Annotated in this window: 25 protein-coding genes; 17 read left to right on the top strand and 8 right to left on the bottom strand. The window is 70.7% G+C overall.

Going from position 1 to position 25,875, the window contains the following annotated elements:
* Positions 1 to 9: 9 nt before the first annotated feature.
* The 3 genes from ACH4LD_RS03300 to fabF all read left to right on the top strand — a co-directional run bounded on the left by ACH4LD_RS03300 (position 10) and on the right by fabF (position 2,741).
* Positions 10 to 1,041, top strand: a complete 1,032-nt coding sequence (locus ACH4LD_RS03300) for a ketoacyl-ACP synthase III (RefSeq protein ID WP_132783653.1) — start codon at positions 10 to 12, stop codon at positions 1,039 to 1,041.
* An 82-nt stretch (positions 1,042 to 1,123) separates the two neighbouring features.
* Complete coding sequence (locus ACH4LD_RS03295) at positions 1,124 to 1,372, top strand: acyl carrier protein (RefSeq protein WP_014672482.1); 249 nt, start codon at positions 1,124 to 1,126, stop codon at positions 1,370 to 1,372.
* A gap of 106 nt (positions 1,373 to 1,478) precedes the next feature.
* On the top strand, positions 1,479 to 2,741 hold the full coding sequence (gene fabF, locus ACH4LD_RS03290) for a beta-ketoacyl-ACP synthase II (RefSeq protein ID WP_132783652.1): 1,263 nt from the start codon (positions 1,479 to 1,481) through the stop codon (positions 2,739 to 2,741).
* A gap of 66 nt (positions 2,742 to 2,807) precedes the next feature.
* Here fabF and ACH4LD_RS03285 read toward each other — a convergent pair whose 3' ends face one another.
* The gene (locus ACH4LD_RS03285) at positions 2,808 to 3,302 is read right to left on the bottom strand and encodes a DUF3145 domain-containing protein (protein WP_103810905.1); all 495 of its coding nucleotides are present in this window, start codon (positions 3,300 to 3,302) and stop codon (positions 2,808 to 2,810) included.
* Positions 3,303 to 3,558: 256 nt separating this feature from the next.
* Between ACH4LD_RS03285 and ACH4LD_RS03280 the strand changes: the two genes are divergently transcribed.
* Positions 3,559 to 4,443, top strand: a complete 885-nt coding sequence (locus tag ACH4LD_RS03280; RefSeq protein WP_398053439.1) for an SGNH/GDSL hydrolase family protein — start codon at positions 3,559 to 3,561, stop codon at positions 4,441 to 4,443.
* Between the two features lie 41 nt (positions 4,444 to 4,484).
* Here ACH4LD_RS03280 and ACH4LD_RS03275 read toward each other — a convergent pair whose 3' ends face one another.
* Positions 4,485 to 4,655 carry a hypothetical protein gene (locus ACH4LD_RS03275; protein ID WP_398053438.1) on the bottom strand — a complete coding sequence of 57 codons (171 nt, stop codon included), beginning with the start codon at positions 4,653 to 4,655 and terminating at the stop codon, positions 4,485 to 4,487.
* A 163-nt stretch (positions 4,656 to 4,818) separates the two neighbouring features.
* On the opposite strand from ACH4LD_RS03275, the gene ACH4LD_RS03270 reads away from it, so the two are divergent.
* Together ACH4LD_RS03270 and ACH4LD_RS03265 are read left to right on the top strand one after the other, a co-directional pair.
* Positions 4,819 to 5,796 (top strand): aldose epimerase family protein, encoded by a 978-nt coding sequence (locus ACH4LD_RS03270; protein ID WP_398053437.1) that lies wholly within the window; start codon positions 4,819 to 4,821, stop codon positions 5,794 to 5,796.
* Between the two features lie 337 nt (positions 5,797 to 6,133).
* Entirely contained in the window at positions 6,134 to 7,375 is a 1,242-nt protein-coding gene (locus ACH4LD_RS03265; protein ID WP_398053436.1) for a pyroglutamyl peptidase, read from the top strand.
* Here the strand turns inward: ACH4LD_RS03265 and ACH4LD_RS03260 are convergent.
* The 3 genes from ACH4LD_RS03260 to ACH4LD_RS03250 form a co-directional block, all read right to left on the bottom strand.
* The gene (locus ACH4LD_RS03260) at positions 7,347 to 7,961 is read right to left on the bottom strand and encodes a LysE family translocator (protein WP_398053435.1); all 615 of its coding nucleotides are present in this window, start codon (positions 7,959 to 7,961) and stop codon (positions 7,347 to 7,349) included. The two genes, ACH4LD_RS03265 and ACH4LD_RS03260, sit on opposite strands and share 29 nt — an antisense overlap.
* Positions 7,958 to 8,752, bottom strand: coding sequence for an EI24 domain-containing protein (locus ACH4LD_RS03255; RefSeq protein ID WP_398053434.1), 795 nt, complete (start codon positions 8,750 to 8,752; stop codon positions 7,958 to 7,960). Before ACH4LD_RS03255 ends, ACH4LD_RS03260 begins: the two co-directional genes overlap by 4 nt.
* Positions 8,753 to 8,818: 66 nt before the next feature.
* Positions 8,819 to 9,256 carry a MarR family transcriptional regulator gene (locus ACH4LD_RS03250; protein WP_132783646.1) on the bottom strand — a complete coding sequence of 146 codons (438 nt, stop codon included), beginning with the start codon at positions 9,254 to 9,256 and terminating at the stop codon, positions 8,819 to 8,821.
* A gap of 97 nt (positions 9,257 to 9,353) precedes the next feature.
* On the opposite strand from ACH4LD_RS03250, the gene ACH4LD_RS03245 reads away from it, so the two are divergent.
* Both ACH4LD_RS03245 and ACH4LD_RS03240 read left to right on the top strand, forming a co-directional pair.
* Positions 9,354 to 10,352: an NADP-dependent oxidoreductase gene (locus tag ACH4LD_RS03245; RefSeq protein WP_103810898.1), complete on the top strand. Its 999-nt coding sequence runs from the start codon at positions 9,354 to 9,356 to the stop codon at positions 10,350 to 10,352.
* A 137-nt stretch (positions 10,353 to 10,489) separates the two neighbouring features.
* Entirely contained in the window at positions 10,490 to 10,909 is a 420-nt protein-coding gene (locus tag ACH4LD_RS03240; protein ID WP_103810897.1) for an organic hydroperoxide resistance protein, read from the top strand.
* 90 nt (positions 10,910 to 10,999) lie between these two features.
* On the opposite strand, the gene ACH4LD_RS03235 is transcribed toward ACH4LD_RS03240, so the two are convergent.
* Positions 11,000 to 12,157, bottom strand: a complete 1,158-nt coding sequence (locus tag ACH4LD_RS03235) for a serine hydrolase domain-containing protein (protein WP_398053433.1) — start codon at positions 12,155 to 12,157, stop codon at positions 11,000 to 11,002.
* A gap of 229 nt (positions 12,158 to 12,386) precedes the next feature.
* A complete protein-coding gene (locus tag ACH4LD_RS03230) occupies positions 12,387 to 13,274 on the bottom strand; it encodes a hypothetical protein (RefSeq protein ID WP_398053432.1) in 888 nt (295 codons plus the stop codon).
* Between the two features lie 200 nt (positions 13,275 to 13,474).
* On the opposite strand from ACH4LD_RS03230, the gene ACH4LD_RS03225 reads away from it, so the two are divergent.
* The 9 genes from ACH4LD_RS03225 (at position 13,475) to ACH4LD_RS03185 (ending at position 24,224) form a co-directional block, all read left to right on the top strand.
* On the top strand, positions 13,475 to 14,638 hold the full coding sequence (locus ACH4LD_RS03225; RefSeq protein ID WP_103810895.1) for a mandelate racemase/muconate lactonizing enzyme family protein: 1,164 nt from the start codon (positions 13,475 to 13,477) through the stop codon (positions 14,636 to 14,638).
* The gene (locus ACH4LD_RS03220) at positions 14,635 to 15,639 is read left to right on the top strand and encodes a zinc-binding dehydrogenase (protein WP_398053431.1); all 1,005 of its coding nucleotides are present in this window, start codon (positions 14,635 to 14,637) and stop codon (positions 15,637 to 15,639) included. Before ACH4LD_RS03225 ends, ACH4LD_RS03220 begins: the two co-directional genes overlap by 4 nt.
* Before the next feature lie 122 nt (positions 15,640 to 15,761).
* Positions 15,762 to 16,730, top strand: coding sequence for a hypothetical protein (locus tag ACH4LD_RS03215; RefSeq protein WP_103810893.1), 969 nt, complete (start codon positions 15,762 to 15,764; stop codon positions 16,728 to 16,730).
* 37 nt (positions 16,731 to 16,767) lie between these two features.
* Positions 16,768 to 17,877, top strand: a complete 1,110-nt coding sequence (gene chvE / locus ACH4LD_RS03210) for a multiple monosaccharide ABC transporter substrate-binding protein (RefSeq protein WP_398053430.1) — start codon at positions 16,768 to 16,770, stop codon at positions 17,875 to 17,877.
* Positions 17,878 to 17,911: 34 nt separating this feature from the next.
* Positions 17,912 to 19,462: a multiple monosaccharide ABC transporter ATP-binding protein gene (gene mmsA, locus ACH4LD_RS03205; protein WP_398053429.1), complete on the top strand. Its 1,551-nt coding sequence runs from the start codon at positions 17,912 to 17,914 to the stop codon at positions 19,460 to 19,462.
* A complete protein-coding gene (mmsB, locus tag ACH4LD_RS03200) occupies positions 19,459 to 20,703 on the top strand; it encodes a multiple monosaccharide ABC transporter permease (protein WP_132783638.1) in 1,245 nt (414 codons plus the stop codon). Before mmsA ends, mmsB begins: the two co-directional genes overlap by 4 nt.
* A 25-nt stretch (positions 20,704 to 20,728) precedes the next feature.
* Positions 20,729 to 21,889 carry an aldose epimerase family protein gene (locus ACH4LD_RS03195; RefSeq protein ID WP_398053428.1) on the top strand — a complete coding sequence of 387 codons (1,161 nt, stop codon included), beginning with the start codon at positions 20,729 to 20,731 and terminating at the stop codon, positions 21,887 to 21,889.
* Between the two features lie 102 nt (positions 21,890 to 21,991).
* A complete protein-coding gene (locus tag ACH4LD_RS03190; protein ID WP_398053427.1) occupies positions 21,992 to 23,740 on the top strand; it encodes a pyridoxal phosphate-dependent aminotransferase in 1,749 nt (582 codons plus the stop codon).
* Positions 23,741 to 23,771: 31 nt separating this feature from the next.
* Entirely contained in the window at positions 23,772 to 24,224 is a 453-nt protein-coding gene (locus ACH4LD_RS03185; RefSeq protein WP_398053426.1) for a hypothetical protein, read from the top strand.
* A gap of 824 nt (positions 24,225 to 25,048) precedes the next feature.
* On the opposite strand, the gene ACH4LD_RS03180 is transcribed toward ACH4LD_RS03185, so the two are convergent.
* Positions 25,049 to 25,699 (bottom strand): DUF4360 domain-containing protein, encoded by a 651-nt coding sequence (locus ACH4LD_RS03180; protein WP_398053425.1) that lies wholly within the window; start codon positions 25,697 to 25,699, stop codon positions 25,049 to 25,051.
* Positions 25,700 to 25,875 lie beyond the last annotated feature (176 nt).

Genomic DNA, 25,875 nt, shown 5'->3' with positions numbered 1-25,875 from the left:
GAGCCGTACATGGCGAAGATCAAGCCCAGCAAGGGTGCCCCGTATGCGCGCATCCTCGGTGTCGGCGGCTACCGGCCGACCCGGGTCGTGCCCAACGAGGTGATCCTGGAGAAGATCGACTCGTCCGACGAGTGGATCCGCTCCCGCTCCGGCATCGAGACCCGGCACTGGGCGGGCCCGGAGGAGACCGTGGCCGCGATGGCGATCGAGGCCTCCGGGAAGGCCATCGCGGACGCCGGCATCGACGCCGAGCAGATCGGCGCGGTGGTCGTCTCGACCGTGTCGCACTTCAGCCAGACCCCGGCCATCGCCACCGAGATCGCCGACAAGCTGGGCACGGACAAGGCCGCCGCCTTCGACATCTCGGCCGGCTGCGCGGGCTTCGGCTACGGCCTCACGCTCGCCAAGGGCATGGTGGTGGAAGGTTCCGCCGACTACGTCCTCGTGATCGGCGTGGAGCGGCTGAGCGACCTGACCGACCTGGAGGACCGCGCGACCGCGTTCCTGTTCGGTGACGGCGCCGGCGCGGTCGTGGTCGGCCCCTCGAACGAGCCGGCGATCGGCCCGACCGTGTGGGGCTCCGAGGGCGACAAGTCCGAGACCATCAAGCAGACCGTCACCTGGGACCGGTTCGCCGTCGGTGACGTCTCCCAGCTGCCCCTGGACAGCCAGGGCAACATCAAGTTCCCTGCGATCACGCAGGAGGGCCAGGCGGTGTTCCGCTGGGCCGTGTTCGAGATGGCGAAGGTCGCCCAGCAGGCGCTGGACGCGGCCGGAATCACCGCGGACGACCTGGACGTCTTCATCCCGCACCAGGCCAATGTGCGGATCATCGACTCGATGGTGAAGACACTGAAGCTGCCGGAGCACGTCACGGTCGCCCGTGACATCCGCACCACCGGCAACACCTCGGCCGCCTCGATCCCGCTCGCGATGGAGCGGCTCCTGGCGACCGGGGAGGCGAAGAGCGGCGACACCGCGCTCGTCATCGGATTCGGGGCGGGTCTCGTCTACGCCGCCACGGTCGTTACCCTCCCCTAGGCACTCCGTGCCGGATCATGTGATCCGGCAGGGGGGACAACTGCCACAAACCGTCTGGATTATCGAAGAAGGAGCGCCTGACATGGCCGCCACTCAGGAAGAGATCGTCGCGGGTCTCGCCGAGATCGTGAACGAGATCGCCGGGATCCCCACCGAGGACGTCCAGCTGGACAAGTCCTTCACCGACGACCTGGACGTCGACTCGCTGTCCATGGTCGAGGTCGTCGTCGCCGCCGAGGAGCGCTTCGACGTGAAGATCCCGGACGAGGACGTCAAGAACCTCAAGACCGTCGGCGACGCGACCGAGTACATCCTCAAGCACCAGGCCTGAGCCACCCGGTAGGCCGCAGGCTGCTAGCCCCGCCACCCGGCGGTGGCGCCGTAATCCCCGCAGACGCGGGGGTAGTCCTCCCGTATCCGTTGGAGAAAGAATTCCCGTGAGCCCGACCAATCACACCGTGGTCGTCACCGGTATCGGCGCAACCACACCGCTGGGTGGCGACGCAGCCTCGACCTGGGAGGCCCTCGTCGCCGGTACGTCCGGCGTCAGCCTGCTGGAGAAGGAGTGGGCGGCTCAGCTGCCGGTGCGGATCGCCGCGCAGATCGCCGTCGAACCGGGCGAGATCATCCCCCGCCCGCAGGCCCGCAAGCTGGACCGGTCCGCGCAGTTCGCGCTGATCGCCGCTCAGGAGGCCTGGAAGGACGCCGGCTTCACCGCCAAGGCCGGTGAGGACTCGTCCATCAACCCCGACCGTCTCGGCGCGGTCATCGCCTCCGGCATCGGCGGCGTGACGACCCTGCTGGACCAGTACGACATCCTCAGGGAGAAGGGCGTACGCCGCGTCTCCCCGCACACCGTGCCGATGCTGATGCCCAACTCCCCGGCGGCCAACGTCGGTATCGAGCTGGGTGCCCGCGCCGGTGTGCACACCCCGGTCTCGGCCTGCGCCTCGGGCGCGGAGGCCATCGGGTACGCGATCGAGATGATCCGCACCGGGCGTGCGGACGTGGTCGTGGCCGGTGGTACCGAGGCCGCCATCCACCCGCTGCCCATCGCCGCGTTCGGCAACATGATGGCGATGTCCAAGAACAACGACGACCCGCAGGGCGCCTCGCGTCCCTACGACGCCGGCCGCGACGGCTTCGTGCTCGGCGAGGGCGCCGGTGTGATCGTCCTGGAGTCCGAGGAGCACGCCAAGGCCCGCGGCGCCCGGATCTACGCCGAGGCGGTCGGGCAGGGCATCTCCGCCGACGCGCACCACATCACGCAGCCCGAGCCGTCGGGCAACGGGATCGCGCACGCGCTGCAGAACCTGCTGGACAACACGGACCTGAAGCCGGCCGAGATCGTGCACGTGAACGCGCACGCCACCTCGACGCCGCAGGGTGACGTGGCCGAGATCAAGGCGCTGCGGAAGGTGTTCGGCGACGACGTCGACCACATGGCGATCTCCGCGACCAAGTCGATGACCGGTCATCTGCTGGGCGGTGCCGGTGGGGTGGAGACCGTGGCGTCGATCCTGGCGCTGGTGAACCGCACGGCGCCGCCGACCATCAACGTGGACAACCTCGACCCCGAGGTCAACGCGGACGTGGTCGTCGGTGAGGCGCGGGCTCTGCCCGAGGGCCGTATCGCCGCGCTGAACGACTCGTTCGGCTTCGGCGGGCACAACGTGGTCCTGGCGTTCCGGACGATCTGAGAAACACGACGAAGGGCCCTCACCAGCAGGTGAGGGCCCTTCAGTCATGTCCGGTCCGTGCGCGCGTCACACCACTTGGTGCAGCCAGCGGACCGGGGCGCCCTCGCCGGCGTAGCGGAAGGGCTCCAGTTCGTCGTCCCAGGGCTTGCCCAGGAGCTTGGCGATCTCCGCCTCCAGGTCGGTCTCCCCCTGCCTGGACCGCGTCAGCGCGGCGCGCAGGCGGTCCTCGGGGATCAGGATGTCGCCGTGGATGCCGGTGACGGCGTGGAAGATGCCGAGGTCGGGGGTGCAGCTGTAGCGCTCGCCCTCGGCGGTCGCGCAGGGCTCGGCGGTGACCTCGAAGCGCAGCAGGTGCCAGCCGCGCAGCGCCGAGGCGAGTTTGGAGGCGGTGCCGGCCTGGCCCTGCCAGGAGAACTCCGAGCGCCAGGTGCCGGGGGCCGCGGGCTGCCGGATCCAGTCGAGGTTGACGCGCGTGCCGAGCACCCCGGCGACGGCCCACTCGACGTGCGGGCACAGCGCGCGCGGCGCGGAGTGCACGTACAGAACTCCACGTGTCGTCACCGGAACCTCCGGGCAGAGCGGGACATCTTGCGGACTGGCTGGGCGGCAGTGGCGCGACGGCCGCGTTGATGGCGAGGCTACCCTGCGGCGAGGCAAGGAGTGTGACGTACGGTCGGTCCCGGTGCCAGGAAACCGCCGCCATTCACCCGGGGGGACGCTTGTGCGGGGGTGCGCCGTTCCCGGGGCGCCGGGCCGGGAACCCTCGCACGTTGTCAGGGGAGGGAGTGCCTACCGTCGAACGAGGGGAACAGCAGGGATGCGGAAGCGAAGCCACCGTGTACGGGCCGTTCTCGCCGTCGTGGCGGCCGTGCTGCTGGGCGCCGCCGGATGTGACGACGGGCCGGGGAGCGCGCCGGCCCCGGCGGGCACCAAGGCGCGCACGGTCCGGCCCCCGGTGTGGGACCGCAGCCCGGACTCGATCGCCGCGGTGGGCGACTCCATCACGCGCGGCTTCGACGCGTGCACAGTGCTGTCGGACTGCCCGGAGGTGTCGTGGGCGACGGGCAGCGACGCCAAGGTGGACAGCCTGGCGGTGCGGCTGCTGGGCGTGACGGGGGCGGCGGAGCGCAGCTGGAACTACGCGGTGACGGGCGCCCGGATGGCGGACCTGCCCGGGCAGATGGAGCAGGCGGTCTCCCGCGGCCCGCAGTTGGTGACGGTGATGGTGGGGGCGAACGACGCCTGCCGGGCCTCGGCGTCGGCGATGACCCCGCCGGCCGACTTCCGCGCGGACTTCGAGGAGGCGCTGCGCACGCTGCGCTCGGCGCTGCCGAAGACGCAGGTGTACGTGGCGAGCGTGCCGAATCTGAAGCGGCTGTGGTCGGAGGGCCGGACGAACCCGCTGGGCAAGCAGGTGTGGAAGCTGGGCATCTGCCCGTCGATGCTGGGCGACGCGGACGATCTGACCAGCGCGGCGATGCTGCGCCGGGACTCCGTGCAGCAGCGGGTGGTGGAGTACAACCAGGTGCTGAAGGAGGTCTGCGCCAAGGACCGCCGCTGCCGCTTCGACGACGACGCGGTGTACGACTACCGCTTCGGCACGGACCAGCTCAGCCACTGGGACTGGTTCCACCCCAGCAAGGACGGTCAGGCGCGGCTCGCGGAGATCGCTTACCGAAGGATCACGGCGAGAAATCCGTGACCGGCCCCGTTCGGTGAGCGGGCCGAACAGGCGGTGCGGCTTCAGCGGTGGCCGCGCTTCTTCTGCTCGGTCCAGATGATCAGTACGCTCACGGCCAGTGCGGCGAACAGGATGCCCAGGAACCAGGCCGGAGGGCCGACGAAGACCGACACGACGAAGCCCAGGAATGTGGCCAGCAGGCCCGTACTCGCCCACAGCTCGCGATCACTCATGCGTCCCCCGCGCGTGATGAGTCCTCGTCCGCCCCGACAGCGAGCGGGGTGAAGGGAAACACCACCAGACACACGACAGCCCGTCAAGTGCCGGTGGGGCACACGCGGTGGACCGTCACCCGCGGCGGATCCGGCTTCCGGCGGCACTACTAGGGTTTTCCACATGAACGAACTTTTCGGCACACTCCCCGACGGCACGGCGGTGCACCGGTGGACGCTGGAGCGCGGCGGGGTGCGGGTGCGGGTGCTGTCGTACGGCGGGATCGTGCAGTCCGTGGAGGTCCCGGACGGCGCCGGGCGGACGGCGGACGTGGCGCTGGGCTTCCCCGACCTCGACGGCTATCTGGCGCATCCTGAGCCGTATCTGGGTGCCGTGATCGGCCGGTACGCGAACCGGATCGCGGGCGGCCGGTTCCCGCTGGACGGCCTGACGTACGCGCTGGCCCGCAACAACGGCCCGAACTCGCTGCACGGCGGTGAACGCGGGTTCGACAAGCGCGTGTGGGAGGTGGCGCCGGTCGAGCACGGCGTCCGCCTCAGCCGGGTCAGCCCGCACGGCGAGGAGGGCTTCCCTGGGCGGCTGGAGGTGGCGGTGACGTACACGCTCGACGCGTCGGGCGCGCTGCGGATCGCCTACGAGGCGGTCACGGACGCGCCGACGGTGGTCAACCTGACCAGTCACACGTACTGGAACCTGGGCGGTTCCGGTGACGCGGGCGGGCACGAGCTGCGGCTGGCCGCGTCCCGGTACACGCCGGTGGACGCGGACCTGATCCCGGCCGGCGCGCCGGCGGACGTGACCGGCTCCCGTTTCGACTTCCGTACGGCCCGCAGGACCGGCTCCGGGTACGACCACAACTTCGTCCTGGACAAGGGTGTGACCGAGGCGGCGGAGGAGGTGGCCGAGCTGCACGACCCGGCGTCCGGGCGGACCCTGACGGTGGCCACGACCGAGCCGGGCCTTCAGCTGTACACCGCCGACCATCTGTCCGGGCCGCTCGGCCCCGGCGCCGGGATCGCCCTGGAGACACAGCACTTCCCGGACTCCCCCAACCGGCCGGACTTCCCGAGCACGGTGCTGCGGCCCGGCGAGGTCTTCCGTTCCGAGACGGTGTACGGCTTCGGCGTCCGGGGCCGGTAGCCCCTCGCCGGGGTGCCGTGTAGCCCCGGTCCAGGGGTCAGGTTCCCGGACCGGGGCTGCGCGGGAGGGACGCGTCCCCGGCGGGGGACTTGTCCCGGATCAGACGTTAATCGTCGTGATGACGTGGCGGCCCTCGATCGAGCGTCCGGCGGAGATCTCGTACGAACCCTTCACACTTGCCGACGTCCGCGCGGTCTCGTCCCGGACCTGGGGGGCGCGGCGCGGGAGACCGCCGACGGGATCGCACGCACCATGGCGCGGGTCACTTCCGTCACGCGATACTGCGGCCGTCCCACCGCACCACGCGCCCCACAGCGACGGAAGGACCCGAACTCACTTGACCCGTATACGTATCGGCCTCCTCGGGCTGGCCCTGCTGGCCGGCCTGTCCGCGCCCGCGACCACGGCGTCCGCCGCCACCCCGCCCTCCCCCACCGCCGAGGAACAGCGGCTCGACAGGGCCGTGCCGCAGGAGATCCTCCGGCGCTCCGGATTCGCCGACGCGGCACCGGAGTTCGGCCGCGCTCTGCACCGGGCGCACTCCTACGCACAGGCCCGCCGCATCGTCGTGCGCGAGGGGTCCGCGCTGTGGCGGCGGGCCGTGCGGCGGGCGCAGGGGCGGGGGCCGGCCGGCGGTGATCTGAGCCGGGACGACGACCGGCCGCTGTACTGGGCCCGGCTGGGGATGACCCGGGACGTGCGCACATGGGATCCGGAGTTCGGGCTCACGGACGGGCAACGGGACGCGCTCCTGGACGAGCTGGAGCGGACCTCGCGCGGGCAGACCGACATCCGCTACCCGGGGAAGGGGCACCTGCGGCGCGTCCTGCTCACCGGGTTCGACCCCTTCACGCTCGACCGGGACATCCGCACCTCCAACCCCTCCGGGGCGACGGCGCTCGCGCTGGACGGCACGGTCGTCGAGACGGCGCAGGGACCGGCGCGCGTCGAGACGGCCGTGTTCCCGGTGCGCTGGCAGGACTTCGCCGAGGGCACGGTGGAGCGGACGCTGCGGCCGTATCTGCCGAAGGTGGACCTGTTCACGACCGTGAGCCAGGGCCGGGTCGGCCGGTTCGACGTCGAGCGCACCAACGGCGCCTGGCGGGGCGGCTTCGCCGACAACGACAACGTCGGCCGGACCGGAACCATCCCGGTCACGGACCCGGCGTCGCAGCCGCAGTGGACGGGCACCACGCTGCCGTACACCGCCGTCGTGGCCGCGCGGACGGGCCGCTTCCCCGTGTACGACCACACGGAGGTGACCGAGATCCCGGCCGGCGGCACCACGCCCGTCGTACGGCCGGACGGGCCGACCCCCGGCTCCACCGCCCGTGCCGGGGCCGGCGGTGACTACCTCTCCAACGAGATCGCCTACCGGGCCACCCTGCTGCGCGACCGGCTCGGGCTGCACGACACGCTGCCGGGCGGGCATGTGCACACCCCCGTGCTGCAGTTCGGGGCCGGGAACACCACCGAGGTGACCGACCCGGAGTTCGTGCGCAACCGGCTGGACATCATCGCGCAGGTCCGGTCGATCGTCGCCGTGTCCGTCAGTGCGACGGAGCGAAGGCCAGGCTGACGCCGAGACCGGCCAGGACGGACCCGATGACCTTGTTGAGGACCTTCTGGGCCCGGAGCATCAGCGTGCGCATCCGCTCCTGCGAGAAGAACAGCGCGACCACGCCGAACCACAGCAGGTGGGCCAGCGACATGAACAGGCCGTAGCCCACCTGCCGGTAGACCGGTGTACCGGGACTGACGACCTGGGCGAACGTGGAGACGACGAACAGGGTCGTCTTGGGGTTGAGGACGTTGGTGAGGAAGCCGGTGCGCAGCGCGGCGAGCGGGGTCAGCTCCGCCTTGTGCTCCAGATCCACCGTCACCTCGCCGCGCGCGCGGAAGGTGCGGACGCCGACGAGGACGAGGTAGGCGGCGCCGATCAGCTTGATGACCGTGAACAGGAAGGTGGAGGAGGCGATCAGCAGGCCCACGCCGAGCATGGTGTAGGTGACGTGGACCAGCACCCCCGCGGCGACCCCGGTGGCGGCGAGCAGTCCGGTGCGGCGGCCGTACAGATAGCTGTTGCGGACGATCATCGCGAAGTCGGCGCCGGGGGCGATGACGGCCAGAACGGTGATGACGGCTACGGCGAGAATCTCGGTCACAGGGGGACGTCCTCCGCTTCGGGCCGGCCGGCGCCGTCCTCGCGGGTCTCCTCGCCCAGCAGGTCGCGGGCGAGGAGCGTGGCGCCCGCGACGGCGCCCGGCATCAGGAACACCGCGACGAACGGGACCAGGAAGGCCAGGCCCAGGGGTGTGCCGAAGCCCCAGACCAGGCTCTTGCGGGAGCGGAACAGGGTGAGCCGGGCGCGCAGGTCGACACCCCGGCGCTGCATCGCCACGGCGGCCAGTTCCTCGGTGAGGAAGAAGCCGGTGACGAAGAAGCCGATCACGGGGACGACGGTCTGCCCGACGAACGGCAGGAAACCGAGGGCGAAGAGCAGGACGCCCCACAGACCGGCCCGCACAAGGACGCGCAGGCTGTCCCGGGCGGAGATCCACAGCTCGCGCCAGAGCGGCAGGTCCGACCGCGGGGCGGTGCCGTCGGGCGAGACGTCGGCGTCGACCTTCTCCGACAGGTTCTCGTAGAAGGGCTGGCCGACCAGCAGGGTGACGGCGGTGAACGTCAGCACGGCCAGCAGCAGGCCGAGGGCGAAGAGGACGGCCGTGAGGAAACCGCGGAACAGGCCCTGCCAGGGGCTGGACCAGTCGTCCGCGAACGGGGTCGCCCAGGTGACCGCGTCCGCGCCCCATATGGCCAGCGCGACCAGCGCGGCGGCGTACAGCACCAGCGTGATCAGTCCGGGCAGCAGCCCGAAGCCGTAGCTCCGCCCGTGCCGGGCCACCCAGCGCTGGCCCTTCAGCAGATACCCGAAGCCCACCCCAAGATCGCGCATGGCGAGGACTCTACTGGCTCGGTGTGACGGCGTGGGCGGCCGGTGACAGCCGGGCCGGCCGGGGTATCAGGCGTCCAGCATGCGCCGGAGCAGGTCGCGCAGGGAGCGGCGCTGGTCGTCGGTGAGCGCGGCGAGCGGCTCACGGGCGAAGTGCAGGCCCTCGCGCAGGTCCCGGGCCACCCTGCGGCCCTCCTCGGTGGCGGCGGCGACCTTGACCCGGCGGTCGGCCGGGTCGGGGCGGCGCTCCACCAGGCCGCGGGACTCCAGCCGGTCCACGATCCCGGTGACGTTCGACGGCTCGCACTTGAGCTTCTGGGCCAGCTTGCGCATGGGCAGCGGTTCCAGCGAGAGCAGGCTGAGCAGCCTGGCCTGCGGGCCGGTCAGCGTGTGCTCGCCCGCCGCCTCCTCGTAGTCCGCGTAGAAGCGGGCCACGACGTCACCTATCAGCTCGACCACTTCCATGGTGAGGGGGTCGGGGCGGTGGGTCTTCGACGGTGTGGGCATACCCGCCAGGATACCCGGTTACTTGACATCATGAAATATTCAGGGGCATGGTTGTTTCAGGTACTGAAGTAAATGCCGTGACACGAAAGGCTCCGTCATGATCAACCGCGAGTGGCACCTGCTCAGCCGACCCGTCGGCTGGCCGAAGCCCGAGGACTTCGCCCTCGTCGAGGCGCCGGTCCCGACCCCGGGCGAGGGTCAGGTGCTGGTGCGGAACAAGTACCTCTCCGTCGACCCGTACATGCGCGGCAGGATGAGCGCCGCCAAGTCCTACGTCGCCCCCTTCGAGCTGGGCAAGGTCATGCAGGGCGGCGCGGTCGGCGAGGTGATCGAGTCCCGCGCCGAGGGCATCTCCGCCGGCGACCACGTTCTGCACTTCTTCGGCTGGCGCGAGTACGCGGCCGTGGACGCGAAGAACGCCGTGAAGGTCGACCCGGAGGCCGCGCCCCTGTCGACGTACCTGGGCGTCCTCGGCATGACCGGTCTGACCGCGTACGCCGGCCTGCTGCGCACCGCCTCCTTCAAGGAGGGCGACAGCGTGTTCGTGTCGGGCGCCGCGGGGGCCGTGGGCAGCCAGGTGGGCCAGATCGCCAAGCTCAAGGGCGCCTCGCGGGTCATCGGGTCGGCCGGGTCCGACGAGAAGGTCAAGCTGCTCGTGGACGAGTACGGCTTCGACGCCGCGTTCAACTACAAGAACGGCCCGGTCGCCGAGCAGCTGCGCGAGGCGGCGCCCGACGGCATCGACGTCTACTTCGACAACGTCGGCGGGGACCACCTGGAGGCCGCGATCGGCTCCCTCAACCAGGGCGGCCGGATCGCCGTCTGCGGCATGATCTCGGTCTACAACAACACCGAGCCCGCACCCGGCCCGAAGAACCTGGCCCGCCTGATCCAGACCCGCGGCCGGATCGAGGGCTTCCTGGTCGGCGACCACTACGACCTCCAGCCGCAGTTCGTCCAGGAGGTCGGCCCGTGGGTCGCCTCGGGCGCGCTGAAGTACCGGGAGACCGTGGTCGAGGGCATCGAGAACAACCTGGAGGCGTTCCTCGGGGTCCTGCGCGGCGACAACATCGGCAAGATGGTCGTCAAGCTCTGACCTTCCCGCGGTCTCGCTCCGGCCTTCCCGGGGTTTCGCCCCAGCCTTCCCCGGATTTCCGGCATGCGGTAGCTTCTTTCCGAAATCCGTCGCGATCGTGGGCGCGAGTCGCGGCGGACCGAGGAGGAAGAAACCGCATGCCCATCACGCAGTCCGACGTCCTGTACACCGCCGTCGCCACCGCCGAGAACGGCCGCGACGGGCGGGTCGCCACGGACGACGGCCGACTCGACGTCGTCGTCAACCCGCCGAAGGAGATGGGCGGCAGCGGGTCCGGGACCAACCCGGAGCAGCTGTTCGCCGCCGGTTACAGCGCGTGCTTCCAGGGGGCGCTGGGGGTCGTCGCCCGCCAGGAGGGCGCCGACGTGTCCGGGTCCACCGTCACGGCCAGGGTCGGCATCGGCAGGAACGACGAGGGGTTCGGGATCATCGTGGAGATCTCGGCGAGCATCCCGAACGTCGACGCGGCCACCGCGCGGGAGCTGCTGGAGAAGGCCCACCAGGTGTGCCCCTACTCGAAGGCGACTCGCGGGAACATCAGCGTGACGCTGGTCTGACCTCCGTCGTTCCATACATCGGCAGCCGCATCCTTGGACGTGGGGTGCGGCTGCTGTGATGGCGGGGGCGCCTGCCGGGTGCTGTACTCCTCAGCCGGCCAGTGCTGCCCTGTGCACCGCCGCCGCCAGTCTGTCGTTCTCCGGGGCCGCGCCGCCCGGGAACGCGAACCTGCGCCTGGTGTAGCCGTAGGCGATGCCCGCGTGCGGGTCCGCGAAGGCCTGGACGCCGCCTGCGCCGCTGTGGCCGAGCGTGCCCGCGCCCAGGAACGGGTGCCAGGTGTCGGCGGTCGCCTGGAAGCCGAGGCCGAAGGACTCGTGGGCGCGGGTCACCAGGTCGTACCCCGTGGAGTGGATCTGGGCGAACTCCGCCAGTGTGTCCCCCTTCAGCAGCGGGGTCCTGCCGTCCACCTCGCTGATCATCGCCGCGTACATGCCCGCGAGACCACGTGCCGAGCCGGTCCCGCCCACCGAGGCGGGCCCCTGGGCGCGGATCAGCCGCTCGTTCGGCAGGCCCTCCAGGTCGGTGGGCTCCGCGCCGTGCCGGTTGAACGCGATCGACGCGAGGGTGTGCGGGCCGGTCGGCACGGCGTCGAGCTGCGCCCGCTGAGCGGGCGTCGGCAGCATCGGCAGGACCGTGCGGAAGCGCGGCTCGTGCGCCTCGGGCAGACCCAGGTGGAGGTCCAGGCCATGGGGAGCGCGGACCCGCTCCTCGTACACCTCCTGGAGCGTACGTCCCGTCGCCCGGCGGACGACCTCGCCGGTCAGCGCGCCGATGACCAGCGCGTGGTAGCCGAACGCCGTGCCCGGCCGCCAGAACGGCCGCTGGTCCGCGAGGCGTTCGGCGATCATCCGGTCGTCGGCCAGCTCGGCGGGGCTGAAGCCGGTGTCGGTGCCGACCAGCCCCGCGCGGTGCGCCAGCAGGTCCCGCAGCGTCAGCGCGCCCTTGCCCTCGGCGGCGAACTCCGGCCAGTAGTAGGTGACTTTGCGGTCCAGCTCCAGCGTGCCGTCCTGCACGAGCAGCGCCGCCACCAGATGGGCCGCGCCCTTCGTGGCCGAGTGGACGGCGTACAGCGAGTCACCCGTCACTCCCGCACCGGCCCACAGGTCCACGACCCGCCGTCCGTGGACGTATGCGCACAACTGGCCCTCGTAGTCCTCCCGTTCCCCGGCGACGAGGGCGGCGAACTCCTCGCGCACCGGCTCGAAGCCCTCGGCGACCGTGCCCTGGACGGTGATCTCCTGCGTCATCCGCTCTCCTCGACCGAACGCTGCTCGCTGCTCCCCCTCGGCACAACGCCCTTCCCTGACATCGGGCGTTCCGAAGACCGGTACGGCGAGACGTGCCTGTTCGACTCAACCCCCGTGAGGGCCGGGGGGTGTCACGGATAGCCCGGATGGCCGATGGCGCGGGGTGGCGGGGGTGCGCCGGTGTGTGCTTCACGTGCACACGGATGGAGCCGGACGCGGGCGGGCGCCCTCAGGTGCACCACCACAGGAAGCGGTCGCAGGTCTTGGTGGGCGACGGCTCGGGTGTGGGCGCGGAGGTCGTCGGGGCGGCGGTCGGGGTGGCGGACTGGCTGGGTGGCGGGGCGGCCGGGGTCGTCGAGGTCGCAGCGGAGCCCGTCGAGGCCGACTGTTGCGCCGTGCCGGTGTCCGTGGCGGAGGGGGAAGCGGAATCCTTGTCCTTCGGGGACTCCGACGCGGAAGCGGAGGCGGAGGAGGAGGCGCCGGGGGAGGCGGACTCGCCCGCGCGCGGGGTGGCACCGGACGTGGCGCCTATCGGGTCGGCGGTGCGGTCCGGTGCGACGGTGGCCGCGCCGCCGTCCGCCGAGGTGTCCCCGGCCGGGGCCGGGGCGTCGCTGGAGAAGGGCGAGAAGGGCGCGTCCGTGCCCAGTTCCGCGAGACTGAGCCCGCCCGCAGCGAGGACGAACCCGGCGGCGACCAGCACGGTACGGCGGCGTCTGCGGCGGTGCGCGGCGGCCTTGCGGTCGCGGCGGCTACCCTCGGCCCCGTCCCCGGCCCGCCGTCCGGCCGGGGCGAGCCCGTCGTCGGCGTCGCCGGCCTCCGCCCCGCCCGCTTCGCCGGCCTCCGCCCGCGCCGGTTCCGGTTCTTCCGTCCGCTCCGGCTCCCCGGGGGCGTCCGGACCGTCGTGCGCCTCTTCGTGCGGCTGCTCGTACGGCTCCCCGGACCACGGCTCGTACGGCTGCTCGTACGTCGTGGGGGTGTGCCCGTACCCGTGCTCGTGCCCGCGCGCGTGCGTCGCCGGCGCGGCCGTGGGGGCCTGGAGCCGGTCGGCGGGCGTTCCGCACCCCGGGCAGGCCAGGGCGCCGTTGAGGTGCCGTCGGCACGGGATGCAGTAGTTCATGACGCGGGAAGACTAGAAGTCCGCGCGGTTCCGGTTCCAGGCGTCGTTGTAAAGGTTTGGTGCGAGTCGAAAGAGTCCTCGAAAGCCTTGCCGAAACCGTTACCTGTTCGACCCATTGACACCCCTGCCGGACCGTCCTTACTGTCACGCCAACATTTCGAACGTGTGACGAAATCTCGAACAGCTGAGGGGCAACTGCCGTGCGCATCACCGGAATCAGCACGCACGTGGTCGGCACGCCGTGGCGCAACCTGACCTACGTCCAGGTGCACACCGACGAGGGCATCACGGGAGTCGGCGAGACCCGGATGCTCGGGCACACCGACGCGCTGATCGGCTATCTGCGGGAGGCCGAGGCCAACCACATTCTCGGATCGGACCCGTTCGCTGTCGAGGACCTCGTGCGCCGGATGAAGTACGGCGACTACGGCCGGGCCGGTGAGATCGTCATGTCCGGCATCGCGGTGGTCGAGATGGCCTGCTGGGACATCAAGGGCAAGGCACTGGGCGTGCCGGTGTGGCAGCTGCTCGGCGGGAAGGTGACTGACAAGGTCAAGGCGTACGCCAACGGCTGGTACACGACCGAGCGGACCCCGGAGGCGTACCACAAGGCGGCGCAGGGGGTCATGGAGCGCGGCTACAAGGCGCTCAAGATCGACCCCTTCGGCACCGGGCACTTCGAGCTGGACCACCAGGAGACCCTGTACGCGGTCTCGCTCATCGAGGCCGTGCGGGACGCGATCGGCCCGGAGGCGGAGCTGATGCTGGAGATGCACGGCCGCTTCTCCCCCGCCACCGCCGTCCGGCTGGCCAAGGAGATGGCGCCCTTCAAGCCGGCCTGGCTGGAGGAGCCGGTGCCGCCGGAGAACCTGAAGGCGCTGGAGAAGGTCGCGGCCAAGGTGGACATGCCGGTCGCCACCGGTGAGCGCATCCACGACCGGATCGAGTTCCGCGAGCTGTTCGACAGCCAGGCGGTGGACATCATCCAGCCCGACGTCGGCCACATCGGCGGCATCTGGGAGACCCGGAAGCTGGCCGCCACCGCCGAGACGCACTACATGCTGGTCGCCCCGCACAACGTGGGCGGTTCGGTGCTCACCGCCGCCTCCCTCCAGGTCGGCTTCACCTCCCCGAACTTCAAGATCCTTGAGCACTTCAACGACTTCGCGGACGCGGAGATCAAGAAGGTGGTCAAGGGCGCGCCGCAGGTGAACCCGGAGGACGGCTGCTTCCACCTCTCCGACGCACCCGGTCTCGGTGTCGAGCTGGACGTCGACGCGGCGGCCGAGTTCCCGCAGCAGCAGGCGCGGTTCGACCTGTGGGCCGAGGGCTGGGAGCAGCGCAAGCCGAAGGGCACGAAGTGAGCTCCCAGGTCCTGATCGAGGCGCCGGGGGTGCACCGGGTCGAGGCCCACACGCCCCGGCAGCCCGGTCCCGGCGAGGCGCTGGTCGCGGTGCACGCGGCCGGCATCTGCGGCAGCGACCGCGAGGTGTACCAGGGCAACCGGCCGGAAGGGTACGTGCGGTATCCGCTCACGCCCGGACACGAGTGGTCGGGGACGGTCACGGCGGTGGGTGCCGGGGTACCCGGCTCGCTCGTCGGCCGCAAGGTCGTCGGCGAGGGCTTCCGCAACTGCCAGGTGTGCGAGCGCTGTCACGCGGGCGAGACCACGCTGTGCTCGGCCGGGTACGAGGAGACCGGCTTCACCCAGCCGGGTGCCATGGCCGGCACGCTGACCCTGCCGGCGCGGCTGCTGCACGTCCTCCCGGACGACACCGACCTCACCGCCGCCGCCCTGCTGGAGCCGGCCGCCTGCATCGCGGCCGCCGCGCTGAAGGCGAACGCCCAGCCGGGCGAGCGGGTCGCGGTGGTCGGCACGGGCACGCTGGGCATGTTCGCCGTGCAGTTCCTGAAGGCGGTCTCGCCGGCGGAACTGCTCGTCGTGGGCACGCGGAACGACCGGAAGGCGCTGTCCCGGCGGTTCGGGGCGAGCGACTTCCGGCTGAAGGACCAGGAACTGCCCGACGACTTCGACGTGGTGATCGAGACCGCCGGGTCGGCGTCCGCCGCGCGCACCGCCGCCGCGCTGCTGCGGCGCGGCGGGCGGCTGGTCCTCACCGGGATCCCGGCGCCGGGCGCGGACGGGCTCGACCCGACCGACCTCGTCGTACGGCAGCTGGAGGTGCACACCGTCTTCGGGGCGCCGCCGGAGGCCTGGTCGCACACCGTGCGGGTCTTCGGGGCCGGGCTGCTGGACCCGCTGCCGCTGGTCACCCACGAGTTGCCGCTGACCGAGTTCCCGCAGGCCATCGAGCTCGTGGGGGCCGGCGATCCCAAGGTGGGCAAGGTGCTGCTCCGCCCCTGACCGTACGCCGGTCACGGCGTGACCTGACGGCGCCCTGACCGGCGTACACCCAGCGCTTCCTCACGCCCAGAGCCGCGAACCTTGTCCGACATACCGAACACTCAGCACCCTAAGGACAGCTTGTGACCGACGCTTCCGCCCCGGCAGCCCGCAGGCCCGGCGAGCAGGTGCTCGCCGCACTCGGCCTCGGCGCGCCCGCCCTCGACCCCGCCGACGCCTCCACCCACACCTTCCCGGGCGGCGGTCGCTGGCGCACCGAGATCCCCTCGTGCGAGGGTCCCGAAGCGCTGGCGGTCGTCCTGAAGGAGGCCTCGCGCCTCGATGTGCCGATCCACCGGATCAGCCAGGGCAGCGGCGTGTGGATGCTCTCCGACGCCGAGATCACCGAGATGGTCGACGCCACCGACGAGCGCGACATCGAGCTCTGCCTGTTCACCGGCCCGCGCGGCACCTGGGACATCGGCGGCTCGGTGCGGTCCGACTCGCGGGGGGCCGGACTGCGCGCCCGGGGCCACGACGCCGTCGCCGGCTGCGTCGAGGACGCCGTCCGGGCCACCGAACTGGGCGTCAAGTGTCTGCTGGTCGCCGACGAGGGCGTGCTGTGGACCCTGCACAGGGCCCGCCAGGCCGGGATCATCCCGGCCGACACCACGCTGAAGGTCTCGGCGCTCATCGGCCCGGTCAACCCGGCCTCGTACGCCGTCTACGAGCGGCTCGGCGCCGACTCCGTCAACGTGCCCAGCGATCTGACGCTGGACCACCTCACCGAGATCCGCCGGGTCTCCGCCGCCCCCATGGACATGTACATCGAGGCCCCCGACGACCTCGGCGGCTACGTCCGGATGTACGAGGTCGCCGAGCTGATCCGGCGCGGCGCACCGCTCTACCTGAAGTTCGGTCTGTCCAAGGCCCCCGGCATCTACCCGTGGGGCACCCATCTGCGGGACGTGACCCTGGACACCGCCCGGGAGCGGGTGCGGCGCGGCCGGCTCGCCCTGGACCTGCTCGCCCGGCACGGCGCGGACGGCGACATGGCGCCGCTCGGCTCGCGTCTGCCGGGGACGCTCCACCGCTTCCCGACCACCGCGTGACCCCTCTCAACGACGAGAAGAACAAGGACTGATCCCCATGCGCAACCGCAGAGCCGCACTCGCCGCGATAGCCGGAGCCGCCTCGCTCGCCCTCACCCTCACCGCCTGCGGTCAGAGCGGCGAGGGCGGCAGCAAGGAGAAGTCGGGCGACGTCAAGGGCGCCACCATCGGCATCGCCATGCCGACCAAGTCCTCCGAGCGCTGGATCTCCGACGGCAAGAACGTCGTCAAGGACCTCCAGGCCAAGGGCTACAAGACCAAGCTGGTCTACGGCGAGGACGACCCGGAGACCCAGGTCTCGCAGATCGAGAACCTGATCACGCAGGGCGTCAAGGGTCTGATCATCGCGGCGATCGACAACAAGTCCCTGGACCACGTCCTCCAGGAGGCCGCGGACGCGCACATCCCGGTCGTCTCCTACGACCGGCTGATCCTCGGCACCAAGAACGTCGACTACTACGCCTCGTTCGACAACGAGAAGGTCGGCAAGCTCCAGGGCCAGTACATCGTCGACAAGCTCGGGCTGACCAAGGGCAAGAAGGGCCCGTTCAACATCGAGCTGTTCGCGGGCTCCAACGACGACAACAACACCAAGTACTTCTTCGGCGGCGCCATGAGCGTCCTCCAGCCGTACATCGACAAGAAGCAGCTCGTGGTCAAGTCCGGGCAGACGAAGCTGAACCAGGTCGTCACCCTGCGCTGGGACGGCACCACCGCGCAGAAGCGCATGGAGGACGTCCTCACCTCGGCTTACAAGAGCGGCCGGGTCGACGCGGTCCTCTCGCCCTACGACGGCATCTCCATCGGCATCCTGTCCGCGCTCAAGTCGGACGGCTACGGCTCGGGCAGCAAGCCGCTGCCGGTCATCACCGGCCAGGACGCCGAGCTGGCCTCGGTGAAGTCGATCATCGCCGGTCAGCAGACGCAGACCGTCTACAAGGACCTCCGCAAGCTCGCCGAGGTCGCCGCCACGATGATGGACGACTCCCTGAAGGGCAAGAAGCCCGAGGTCAACGACACCAAGACGTACGACAACGGGACGAAGGTCGTGCCCGCCTACCTGCTCCAGCCGGTGAGCGTCGACAAGAGCAACTACAAGCAGGTGCTGGTCGACGGCGGTTACTACACCGAGGCCGACCTCAAGTAACCCGCCCATTTCCTACGGATTGGAAGGCACGACCATGGCGGGACCCGTCCTGGAAATGCGCTCGATCGTCAAGACCTTTCCCGGTGTCAAAGCGCTGTCGGACGTCAGCCTGACCGTCCGGCAGGGCGAGGTCCACGCCATCTGCGGGGAGAACGGCGCCGGCAAGTCCACCCTGATGAAGGTGCTCTCCGGTGTACATCCGTACGGCAGTTACGAGGGGGACATCCTCTTCGAGTCGGAGACCTGCCAGTTCAAGGACATCCGGGCGAGCGAGCAGCACGGCATCGTCATCATCCACCAGGAACTGGCGCTGGTGCCGCACCTGACCATCGCGGAGAACCTCTTCCTCGGCAACGAGCACGCCACGCGCGGGCTCATCAACTGGCGCGAGACGCTGCGCCACGCCACCGCGCTGCTGCGCCGGGTCGGCCTGGACGAGCACCCGGAGACCCGGGTCGCCGACATCGGCGTGGGCAAGCAGCAGCTGGTGGAGATCGCCAAGGCGCTGTCCAAGCAGGTGAAGCTGCTGATCCTGGACGAGCCGACGGCGGCCCTGAACGACGAGGACAGCGACAAGCTCCTCGATCTGATCCTGGAGCTGAAGAACCAGGGCATCACCTCAATCATCATCTCCCACAAGCTCAACGAGATCCGCAAGGTCGCCGACTCGGTGACGATCATCCGGGACGGGCGGTCCATCGAGACCCTCGATGTGAAGGCACCGGAGACGACCGAGGAGCGGATCATCGCCGGCATGGTCGGCCGCGACCTCGACCACCGCTTCCCCGAACGCACCCCGCACCAGCCGGAGGAGGGCGCGGCGCCGGCGCTGGAGATCCGCGGCTGGACCGTGTTCCACCCGATCGACCAGCAGCGCAAGGTCGTGGACGACGTGTCCCTGAGCGTGCGCCGCGGCGAGATCGTCGGCATCGCGGGCCTGATGGGCGCGGGCCGCACCGAACTCGCGATGAGCGTCTTCGGGCGGACCTACGGCCGGTACGCGGCCGGCACGGTCCTGAAGGACGGCACGGAGATCCGTACGAAGACCGTGGCGGAGGCGATCGGGCACGGCATCGCGTACGTCACCGAGGACCGCAAGCACTACGGCCTGAACCTCATCGACACCATCAACCGGAACATCTCGCTGACCGCGCTGGACAAGGTCGCCAAGCGGGGCGTGGTGGACGAGCACGAGGAACGGCAGGTCGCCGAGGGCTTCCGGAAGTCCATGAACATCAAGGCGCCCACGGTCTTCGAGCCGGTGGGCAAGCTCTCCGGCGGCAACCAGCAGAAGGTCGTCCTCAGCAAGTGGATCTTCGCGGGTCCCGACGTGCTGATCCTCGACGAACCGACCCGCGGCATCGACGTGGGCGCCAAGTACGAGATCTACACGGTCATCGACCAGCTCGCCGCCCAGGGCAAGGCGGTCGTCTTCATCTCCTCCGAGCTGCCCGAGCTGCTCGGCATGTGCGACCGCATCTACACGATGGCCGCCGGGCGGCTGACCGGTGAGGTGCCGCGGGCCGAGGCCACGCAGGAAGTGCTGATGCGCCATATGACGAAGGACAAAGAGGTAACGCGATGAGCACGGATGTGACCGCCAAGAGCCCGGCCCCCGCGCCGCCGGGCAGGAGCGGACCGGCTGCCGACGGGGGACTGCTCGGCCTGGTGCTGGCCGGTCTGCGCCGCAACATGCGCCAGTACGGCATGCTGATCGCGCTCGGCCTGATCGTGGTCCTCTTCGCGATCTGGACCGACGGGGACCTGCTGCTGCCGCGCAACGTCTCCAACCTGGTGCTGCAGAACAGCTACATCCTGATCCTCGCGATCGGCATGATGCTGGTGATCATCGCCGGGCACATCGACCTGTCGGTCGGCTCGCTCACCGCGTTCGTCGGCGCCTTCGCGGCCGTACTGACCGTGCAGCACGGGGTCTCCTGGCCCATCGCGCTGGTGCTGTGCCTGGTGGTCGGCGCGGTCGCCGGCTCGGTCCAGGGCTATCTGATCGCCTATCTCGGCATACCGTCCTTCATCGTCACCCTCGCCGGGATGCTCCTCTTCCGCGGCCTCACCGAGATCCTGCTCAAGGGCCAGACCCTCGGCCCCTTCCCGGACGGTCTGCAGAAGCTCGGCAACGGCTTCCTGCCCGAGGTCGGCCCGAACACCAACTACCACAACCTCACGCTGCTGCTCGGGATCGTCCTGATCGCGGCCGTGGTGTGGCAGGAGTTCCGGGACCGCCGCCGCCAGCAGGAGTTCTCCCTGGACGTGCTGCCGACCCGGCTGTTCCTGCTCAAACTGACCGCCCTGGTCGCCGCGATCCTCGTCGTCACCCTGCTGCTCGCCAGCTACAAGGGCGCCCCGATCGTGCTGATCATCCTCGGCGCGCTGGTCGTCGGCTACGGCTACGTCATGCGCAACGCGGTCTTCGGCCGGCACATCTACGCGATCGGCGGCAACCTGCCGGCGGCCAAGCTGTCCGGCGTGAAGGACAAGAAGGTCACCTTCTACGTCTTCCTGAACATGGGCGTGCTCGCGGCCCTGGCGGGTCTGGTGGTCGCCGCCCGGCTGAACGCGGCCTCGCCGAAGGCGGGCGTCAACTTCGAACTGGAGGCCATCGCCTCCTCGTTCATCGGTGGCGCGTCCATGAGCGGCGGTGTCGGCACCGTCCTCGGCGCCATCATCGGCGGTCTCGTCCTCGGCGTGCTGAACAACGGCATGAACCTCCTCAGCGTCGGCACCGACTGGCAGCAGGTCATCAAGGGCCTCGCCCTGCTGGTGGCGGTCGGGTTCGACGTGTGGAACAAGCGCAAGTCCGGTTCGTAAGCGCCCAGAAAACGGAGCCGCACCTATGGAACTGAACAGACGCACGGTCATCGCGGGAGCAGCCGCGGCGGGTCTCGCCGCCACCACCCTCGGCACGGGCAGCGCCCAGGCCACCACCGGTTCAGGAGGCCGGAAGCCGGTGAAGGAACTCTTCGGCACGCTCGCCGACGGCACGAAGGTGTACCGCTGGTCGCTGGAGAACGGCGGCACCCGGATGAAGGTGCTGTCCTACGGCGGCATCGTCCAGACCCTGGAGCTGCCCGACCGGCACGGCCGGTACGCCAACGTCGTGGCCGGCTTCGACGACATCGCCGACTACGTGGCGAAGAGCCCGTACTTCGGCGCCCTGATCGGCCGGTACGGCAACCGCATCGGCAAGGGGCAGTTCACGCTGGACGGCACGGCGTACCAGCTCTCCGTGAACGACGGCGTCAACAGCCTGCACGGCGGGGCCAAGGGCTTCGACAAGCACGTGTGGCACGTCGAGCCGTTCACCAAGGGCTCCGACGTCGGACTGCTCCTGCACTACACGAGCGTCGACGGCGAGATGGGCTATCCGGGCACGCTGCGGACGACGGTGACGTACACCCTCACCCGGCACGGTGACTGGCGCATCGACTACGCGGCCACCACCGACAAGGCCACCGTCGTCAACCTCACCAGCCACGTCTACTGGAACCTGGCCGGCGAGGGCAGCGGCACGATCGAGGACCACGAACTCACGATCGCCGCCTCCCGGTACACCCCGACCGACTCCGGCCTGATCCCCACCGGCGAGCTGGCCAAGGTCGCGGGCACCCCGTTCGACTTCCGGCACGCCAAGCCCATCGGCCGGGACGTCCGGGCGGGCCACGAGCAGCAGGTGCAGGCCAAGGGGTACGACCACAACTGGGTGCTGGACAAGGGGATCACGGCGAAGCCGGAGCACGTCGCCACCCTGCGCGACCCGCGCTCCGGCCGCACCCTGAAGATCGCCACCGACCAGCCGGGGCTGCAGTTCTACTCCGGCAACTTCCTCGACGGGACGCTCACCGGCACCGGCGGCCGCACCTACCGGCAGGGCGACGCCCTGTGCCTGGAGACGCAGCACTTCCCGGACTCGCCGAACCACGCGAACTTCCCGTCGACGGTGCTGCGACCGGGGCAGACGTACCGGACGTCGACCCTCCACACCTTCGGGGCGTGAACCGGCTCACACCGCCGGTGAGTTGAACGCCACTGCCGTCTCCTCCGTATCGGAGGGTGGCCCGTGCTCCCCCGCACGGGCCACCCTTCGACGGAGGTTCCCTTGGCCGGCAACGTCACCTCGTTGTTCCGCGGCACCGCCGCGCACAGCCCCTCCATGGCGGCGCTGACGCGGGAGGGCGGCGACGGGACCGGCCCGGTGGACTTCTGCATTCCGTGCAATCCGTACTTCCCGACGCCCGCCATGTTCGAGGAGATGGCGGGCCGGCTGCGCGAGATCGTCACGTACTACCCCAGCAGCGCCGACACCATCACGGCGGAGCTGTGCGACCTGCTCCAGCTCCCGCCGCAGTGCGTGGCGATGGGCAACGGCTCGACCGAGCTGATCACCTGGATCGACCACCTGCTGGTCCGCGAGTCCCTCGCGATACCGGTCCCCACCTTCGGCCGCTGGACCGACCAGCCGATGGAGACCGGCAAGCGGGTCGACATGTTCCCGCTCCAGGAGGCGAACGACTTCGCCCTGGACCTCGGCCAGTACGCCGAGTTCATCCGTGCCCGCGGCACCCGGGTGGCCGTGATCTGCAACCCCAACAACCCCGACGGCGGCTATCTGCGCCGCCGGCAGATCGTGCAGTTCATGGACGCCATGGCGGACCTCGATCTGGTGATCGTGGACGAGTCCTTCCTGGAGTTCGCCGACGCGGAGGCCGAGCCGAGCGTCGTCCAGGAGGCCATGCTCCGCCCCAACGTGATCGTCCTGCGCAGCCTCGGCAAGAACTTCGGCCTGCACGGCATCCGCTTCGGCTACCTCGTCGCCAACCCGGCGCTCGCGGGCAAGGTCCGCTCCATGCTGCCGAAGTGGAACCTCAACTCCTTCGCCGAGCACGTGGTGTTCATGCTGAAGGAGCACGGCGCCGAGTACGCGCAGAGCCTCCAGCAGGTCCGCCGCGACCGCCTGGAGATGGCCAGCCACCTCTCCGCGCTCCCCGGCCTCACCGTCTACCCCTCCCAGGGCAACTTCCTCTTCGTACGGCTGCCCGTCGGCGCCGAGGGCACGGTGGTACGGGACCGGATGCTCACCGAGCACCGGATCCTGGTCCGCGAGTGCGGCAACAAGATCGGATCCTCCAGCCGCTTCCTGCGGCTCGTGGTGCGCCCCCAGGTCGACGTGCGTCGCCTGGTGTCCGGCCTGGAGCAGGTGCTCTACGGGTCCAGGAGGGGAGCCGCCGTACCCGAGCTGGGCACCGGGACCAGCTACAGCTCGGGTACGGCGGCGGTCGACCGGCTGGTCAGCGAGACCAACGGGGCCGGGATGCGGCTCACCGCGTCCGGCCCCGCACCGGCCGCCGGCACCGGCATGCCGCTCCCCGCCGCCGTGGCACCGGCCGGCGGCGGGATGCCGATGCCGGCGGCAGCATCAGCGGCTCCGGTGGGGGCTCCGGCGGCCCCGGTGCCCGCATCGGTGGCGGCTCCGGCGGTGGCTCCGGCGGCGGCCGTGATGCCCGCACCGGCGCCTGTACCGGCGGCTCCCAACCCGGTACAGGCTCCCGTACCGCCGACTCCCACCCCGGTGCCGGCTCCCGTACCGGCGCCGGTGGCGCCCGCGCCCGTACCGGCACCGGTGGGCCCTGCACCCGTACCGGCCCCCGCGCCCGTGCCTCTCGCGCCCGCCGCGGCCGTCGCCCCCACCCCGCCCGGCGTTCCGGCCCGGGGCGGGCTCACCGCAGCCCAGGTCCGCGGGATGACGGCCCCCGCGCCCGCCGCCGGCCTGACCCCGGCGCCCGCGACGGGCTGGCCCAACGCACAGAGCTGGCCGAACGCGGCGGGGGCGGGCCAAGCGGCCGTCTGACACCGCTCCGGGCGCTTGATAGGTTCGCCCGATGCCGGTGACTGTCGCATACGAGAACCTGAACACCTCCGACCTGCCCAGGCGGGGCATGGAGCCCGCGACGGCACCCGTGCACGTCCTGCTGGTGGACCTCGAAGCGGAACTCGTCGTCCGGGACGGCGAGCGGACGGTGTGCGCGGTGGAGGGCTTCCCGGTCGCCGAACTGGCACGCGCTCTGATCACCTGGCTGGAGCGGAACCGGGAACGGCAGGAGCGGGAGGGGTTCCGTTTTGAGTCGATGTCCTTCGAGGAGCTTGGCACGGTACGGATCGAGGAGACCGGCGACGGCTGGCGGGTCGGCTCGGTCTTCGAACCGGACGACTGGACGGCGCCGGTCCCCTGGGAGGTACTGCTGGCTGAGCTGACGCGGTTCACGGATGCGGTCCGCGAGGGGGTCAGGGACCTCGGTGCCCACCCCTCCCTGATTCCCGCGCTCAGTACGTGACCTGCGGGCTACTCCGCCGGGGCGGGGGAGGTCGGCGGCGCGCCACCCTCGCCGGGAAGTGACTGTCGGTCCGCTCGCTTCCCGGTCAGTGTCGGGCTTCCGCGAGGTGAGTCAAGGGCGCTGCGCGTCGCCTTCGGCGATGGCCCTCCGGGCCACCCTTGACACACCTCGCTCCAGCCCGGGGAAGAAGCGAGCGAGCGGCCCGAAACAGCGGTGGCGTCGGCTGGGTGCGCGCCGTCGGGAGGGGTACGCGGTCGCGTCTCGCCTGCACGCCGGGCCGGTTCGGCGGCGAGCGGTGGGTGGCGGGAGGGCCGGCTCCCCGGGGTGGCGGGCCCTTCACACCGTGATTGGCAGATTTGTGCCAAGGGGTCGAGGTGAAGGGGCAGGTCAGGGGGATGGGCGGTCGGTGGGGGTGGCCCAAATCCGCCAATCACCGAACCGGTGTGACTAGGGGGGCTGGTGGGGCAGAGGGGACACCAGGCCAGGAGCCACCCCGCCCCCGCCCACTCACCGCAAGCCGCCGAACCCTCCCGGCGTGCAGGCGAGGCGCCCCCGCGCACCCCGGCCGACGATGCGTGCCCAGTGGGCCTCGGGGCCCGTTGCCGGTGGGGCGGCCAGTTTCCACCGGGCGCCCGCTCGCTTCTCCCTCGTGCTGGAGCGGGCCGAGTCAAGGGTGGCCCGGAGGGCCATCGGCGTCAGCCGACGCGGAACGCGCCCTTTACTCGGGTCGCGGAAGCACGACACTGGTGAAGAAGCGGGCGGCCGGGGATCAGTCGACCGCGATCGGCTCAGCCGGCGTTCACCGGAGCGAGTCCCGGTCCCGGTCAGGGGGTCGGGCATTCCTTCCAGGCCAAGTGGTACACCGTACTGATGTCCCCGTCCGTCGAGTCCATCGTCATGAAGCTGACCTTGTCGGCGGCCGTGGTGCCCGCGTTCACGCGCAGCTCGGTGTTGATGTTGAAGTTGCGCAGCACACCGCAGGGCGCCCAGACCAGTTGGGCCCAGTCGGTCGAGTCGGTGGCCTGCCAGTCGTCGTTGTAGGGGCCGTTGAACGGGTGGGTCCGGGGCACGGTGTTCGACGAGCCCTGGAAGTAGTACGACGCCTTCTGCGTGCCCGTGGCGCCCCGTTGGAGCGAGGCGAAGCCCCGGTAGTCGGCGCTGGCTATCGCGTAGGTGAAGCCCTGCGGGACGTGGACCACCAGGTTGAGCTGGCAGTTCCTGCGGAAGGCCGTGGGGTCCGAGTTGCCGCCGGCCTGGGCCAGGTAGGCGCTGTAGGTCACCGTGAAGGCGGTGTTGTCCGGCGAGACCGCCACGGCGGCCGTACCGGCGGGGCAGCCCGAGCCGTTGACCGTCGCCACGTCGATGACGATCTTGTCCGGGGGCGGGTCGTCGAAGACGGAGTCGGGGCTCTGGGCGGGCAGTGCGGTGGTGAGGAGAGCGGCCACGGCGCCGCTCAGCAGGACTCCACCAGCCATGGTTTCTCCCGGTTGTCGAGTGGGGGGTGTGTGCCTCCCGCCCATCCACTCCGGGTCGTTCAGCCGTTCAGTCGTTCAAGTTTGAAGGAGCTGTGTGTTCATTGTGAACGGAGCGTGGAGGCGTGGGTAGCGTAGGGAGCCCCGCCCGGCGCCGGGAGAGTCAACTCCGGCCATTC

Origin of the sequence: Streptomyces sp. NPDC017676, assembly GCF_044329325.1 — a bacterium.
Taxonomy (GTDB): domain Bacteria; phylum Actinomycetota; class Actinomycetes; order Streptomycetales; family Streptomycetaceae; genus Streptomyces.
The sequence above is the reverse complement of the archived record's forward strand: the minus strand, read 5'-3'. Positions and strand labels throughout refer to the sequence as shown.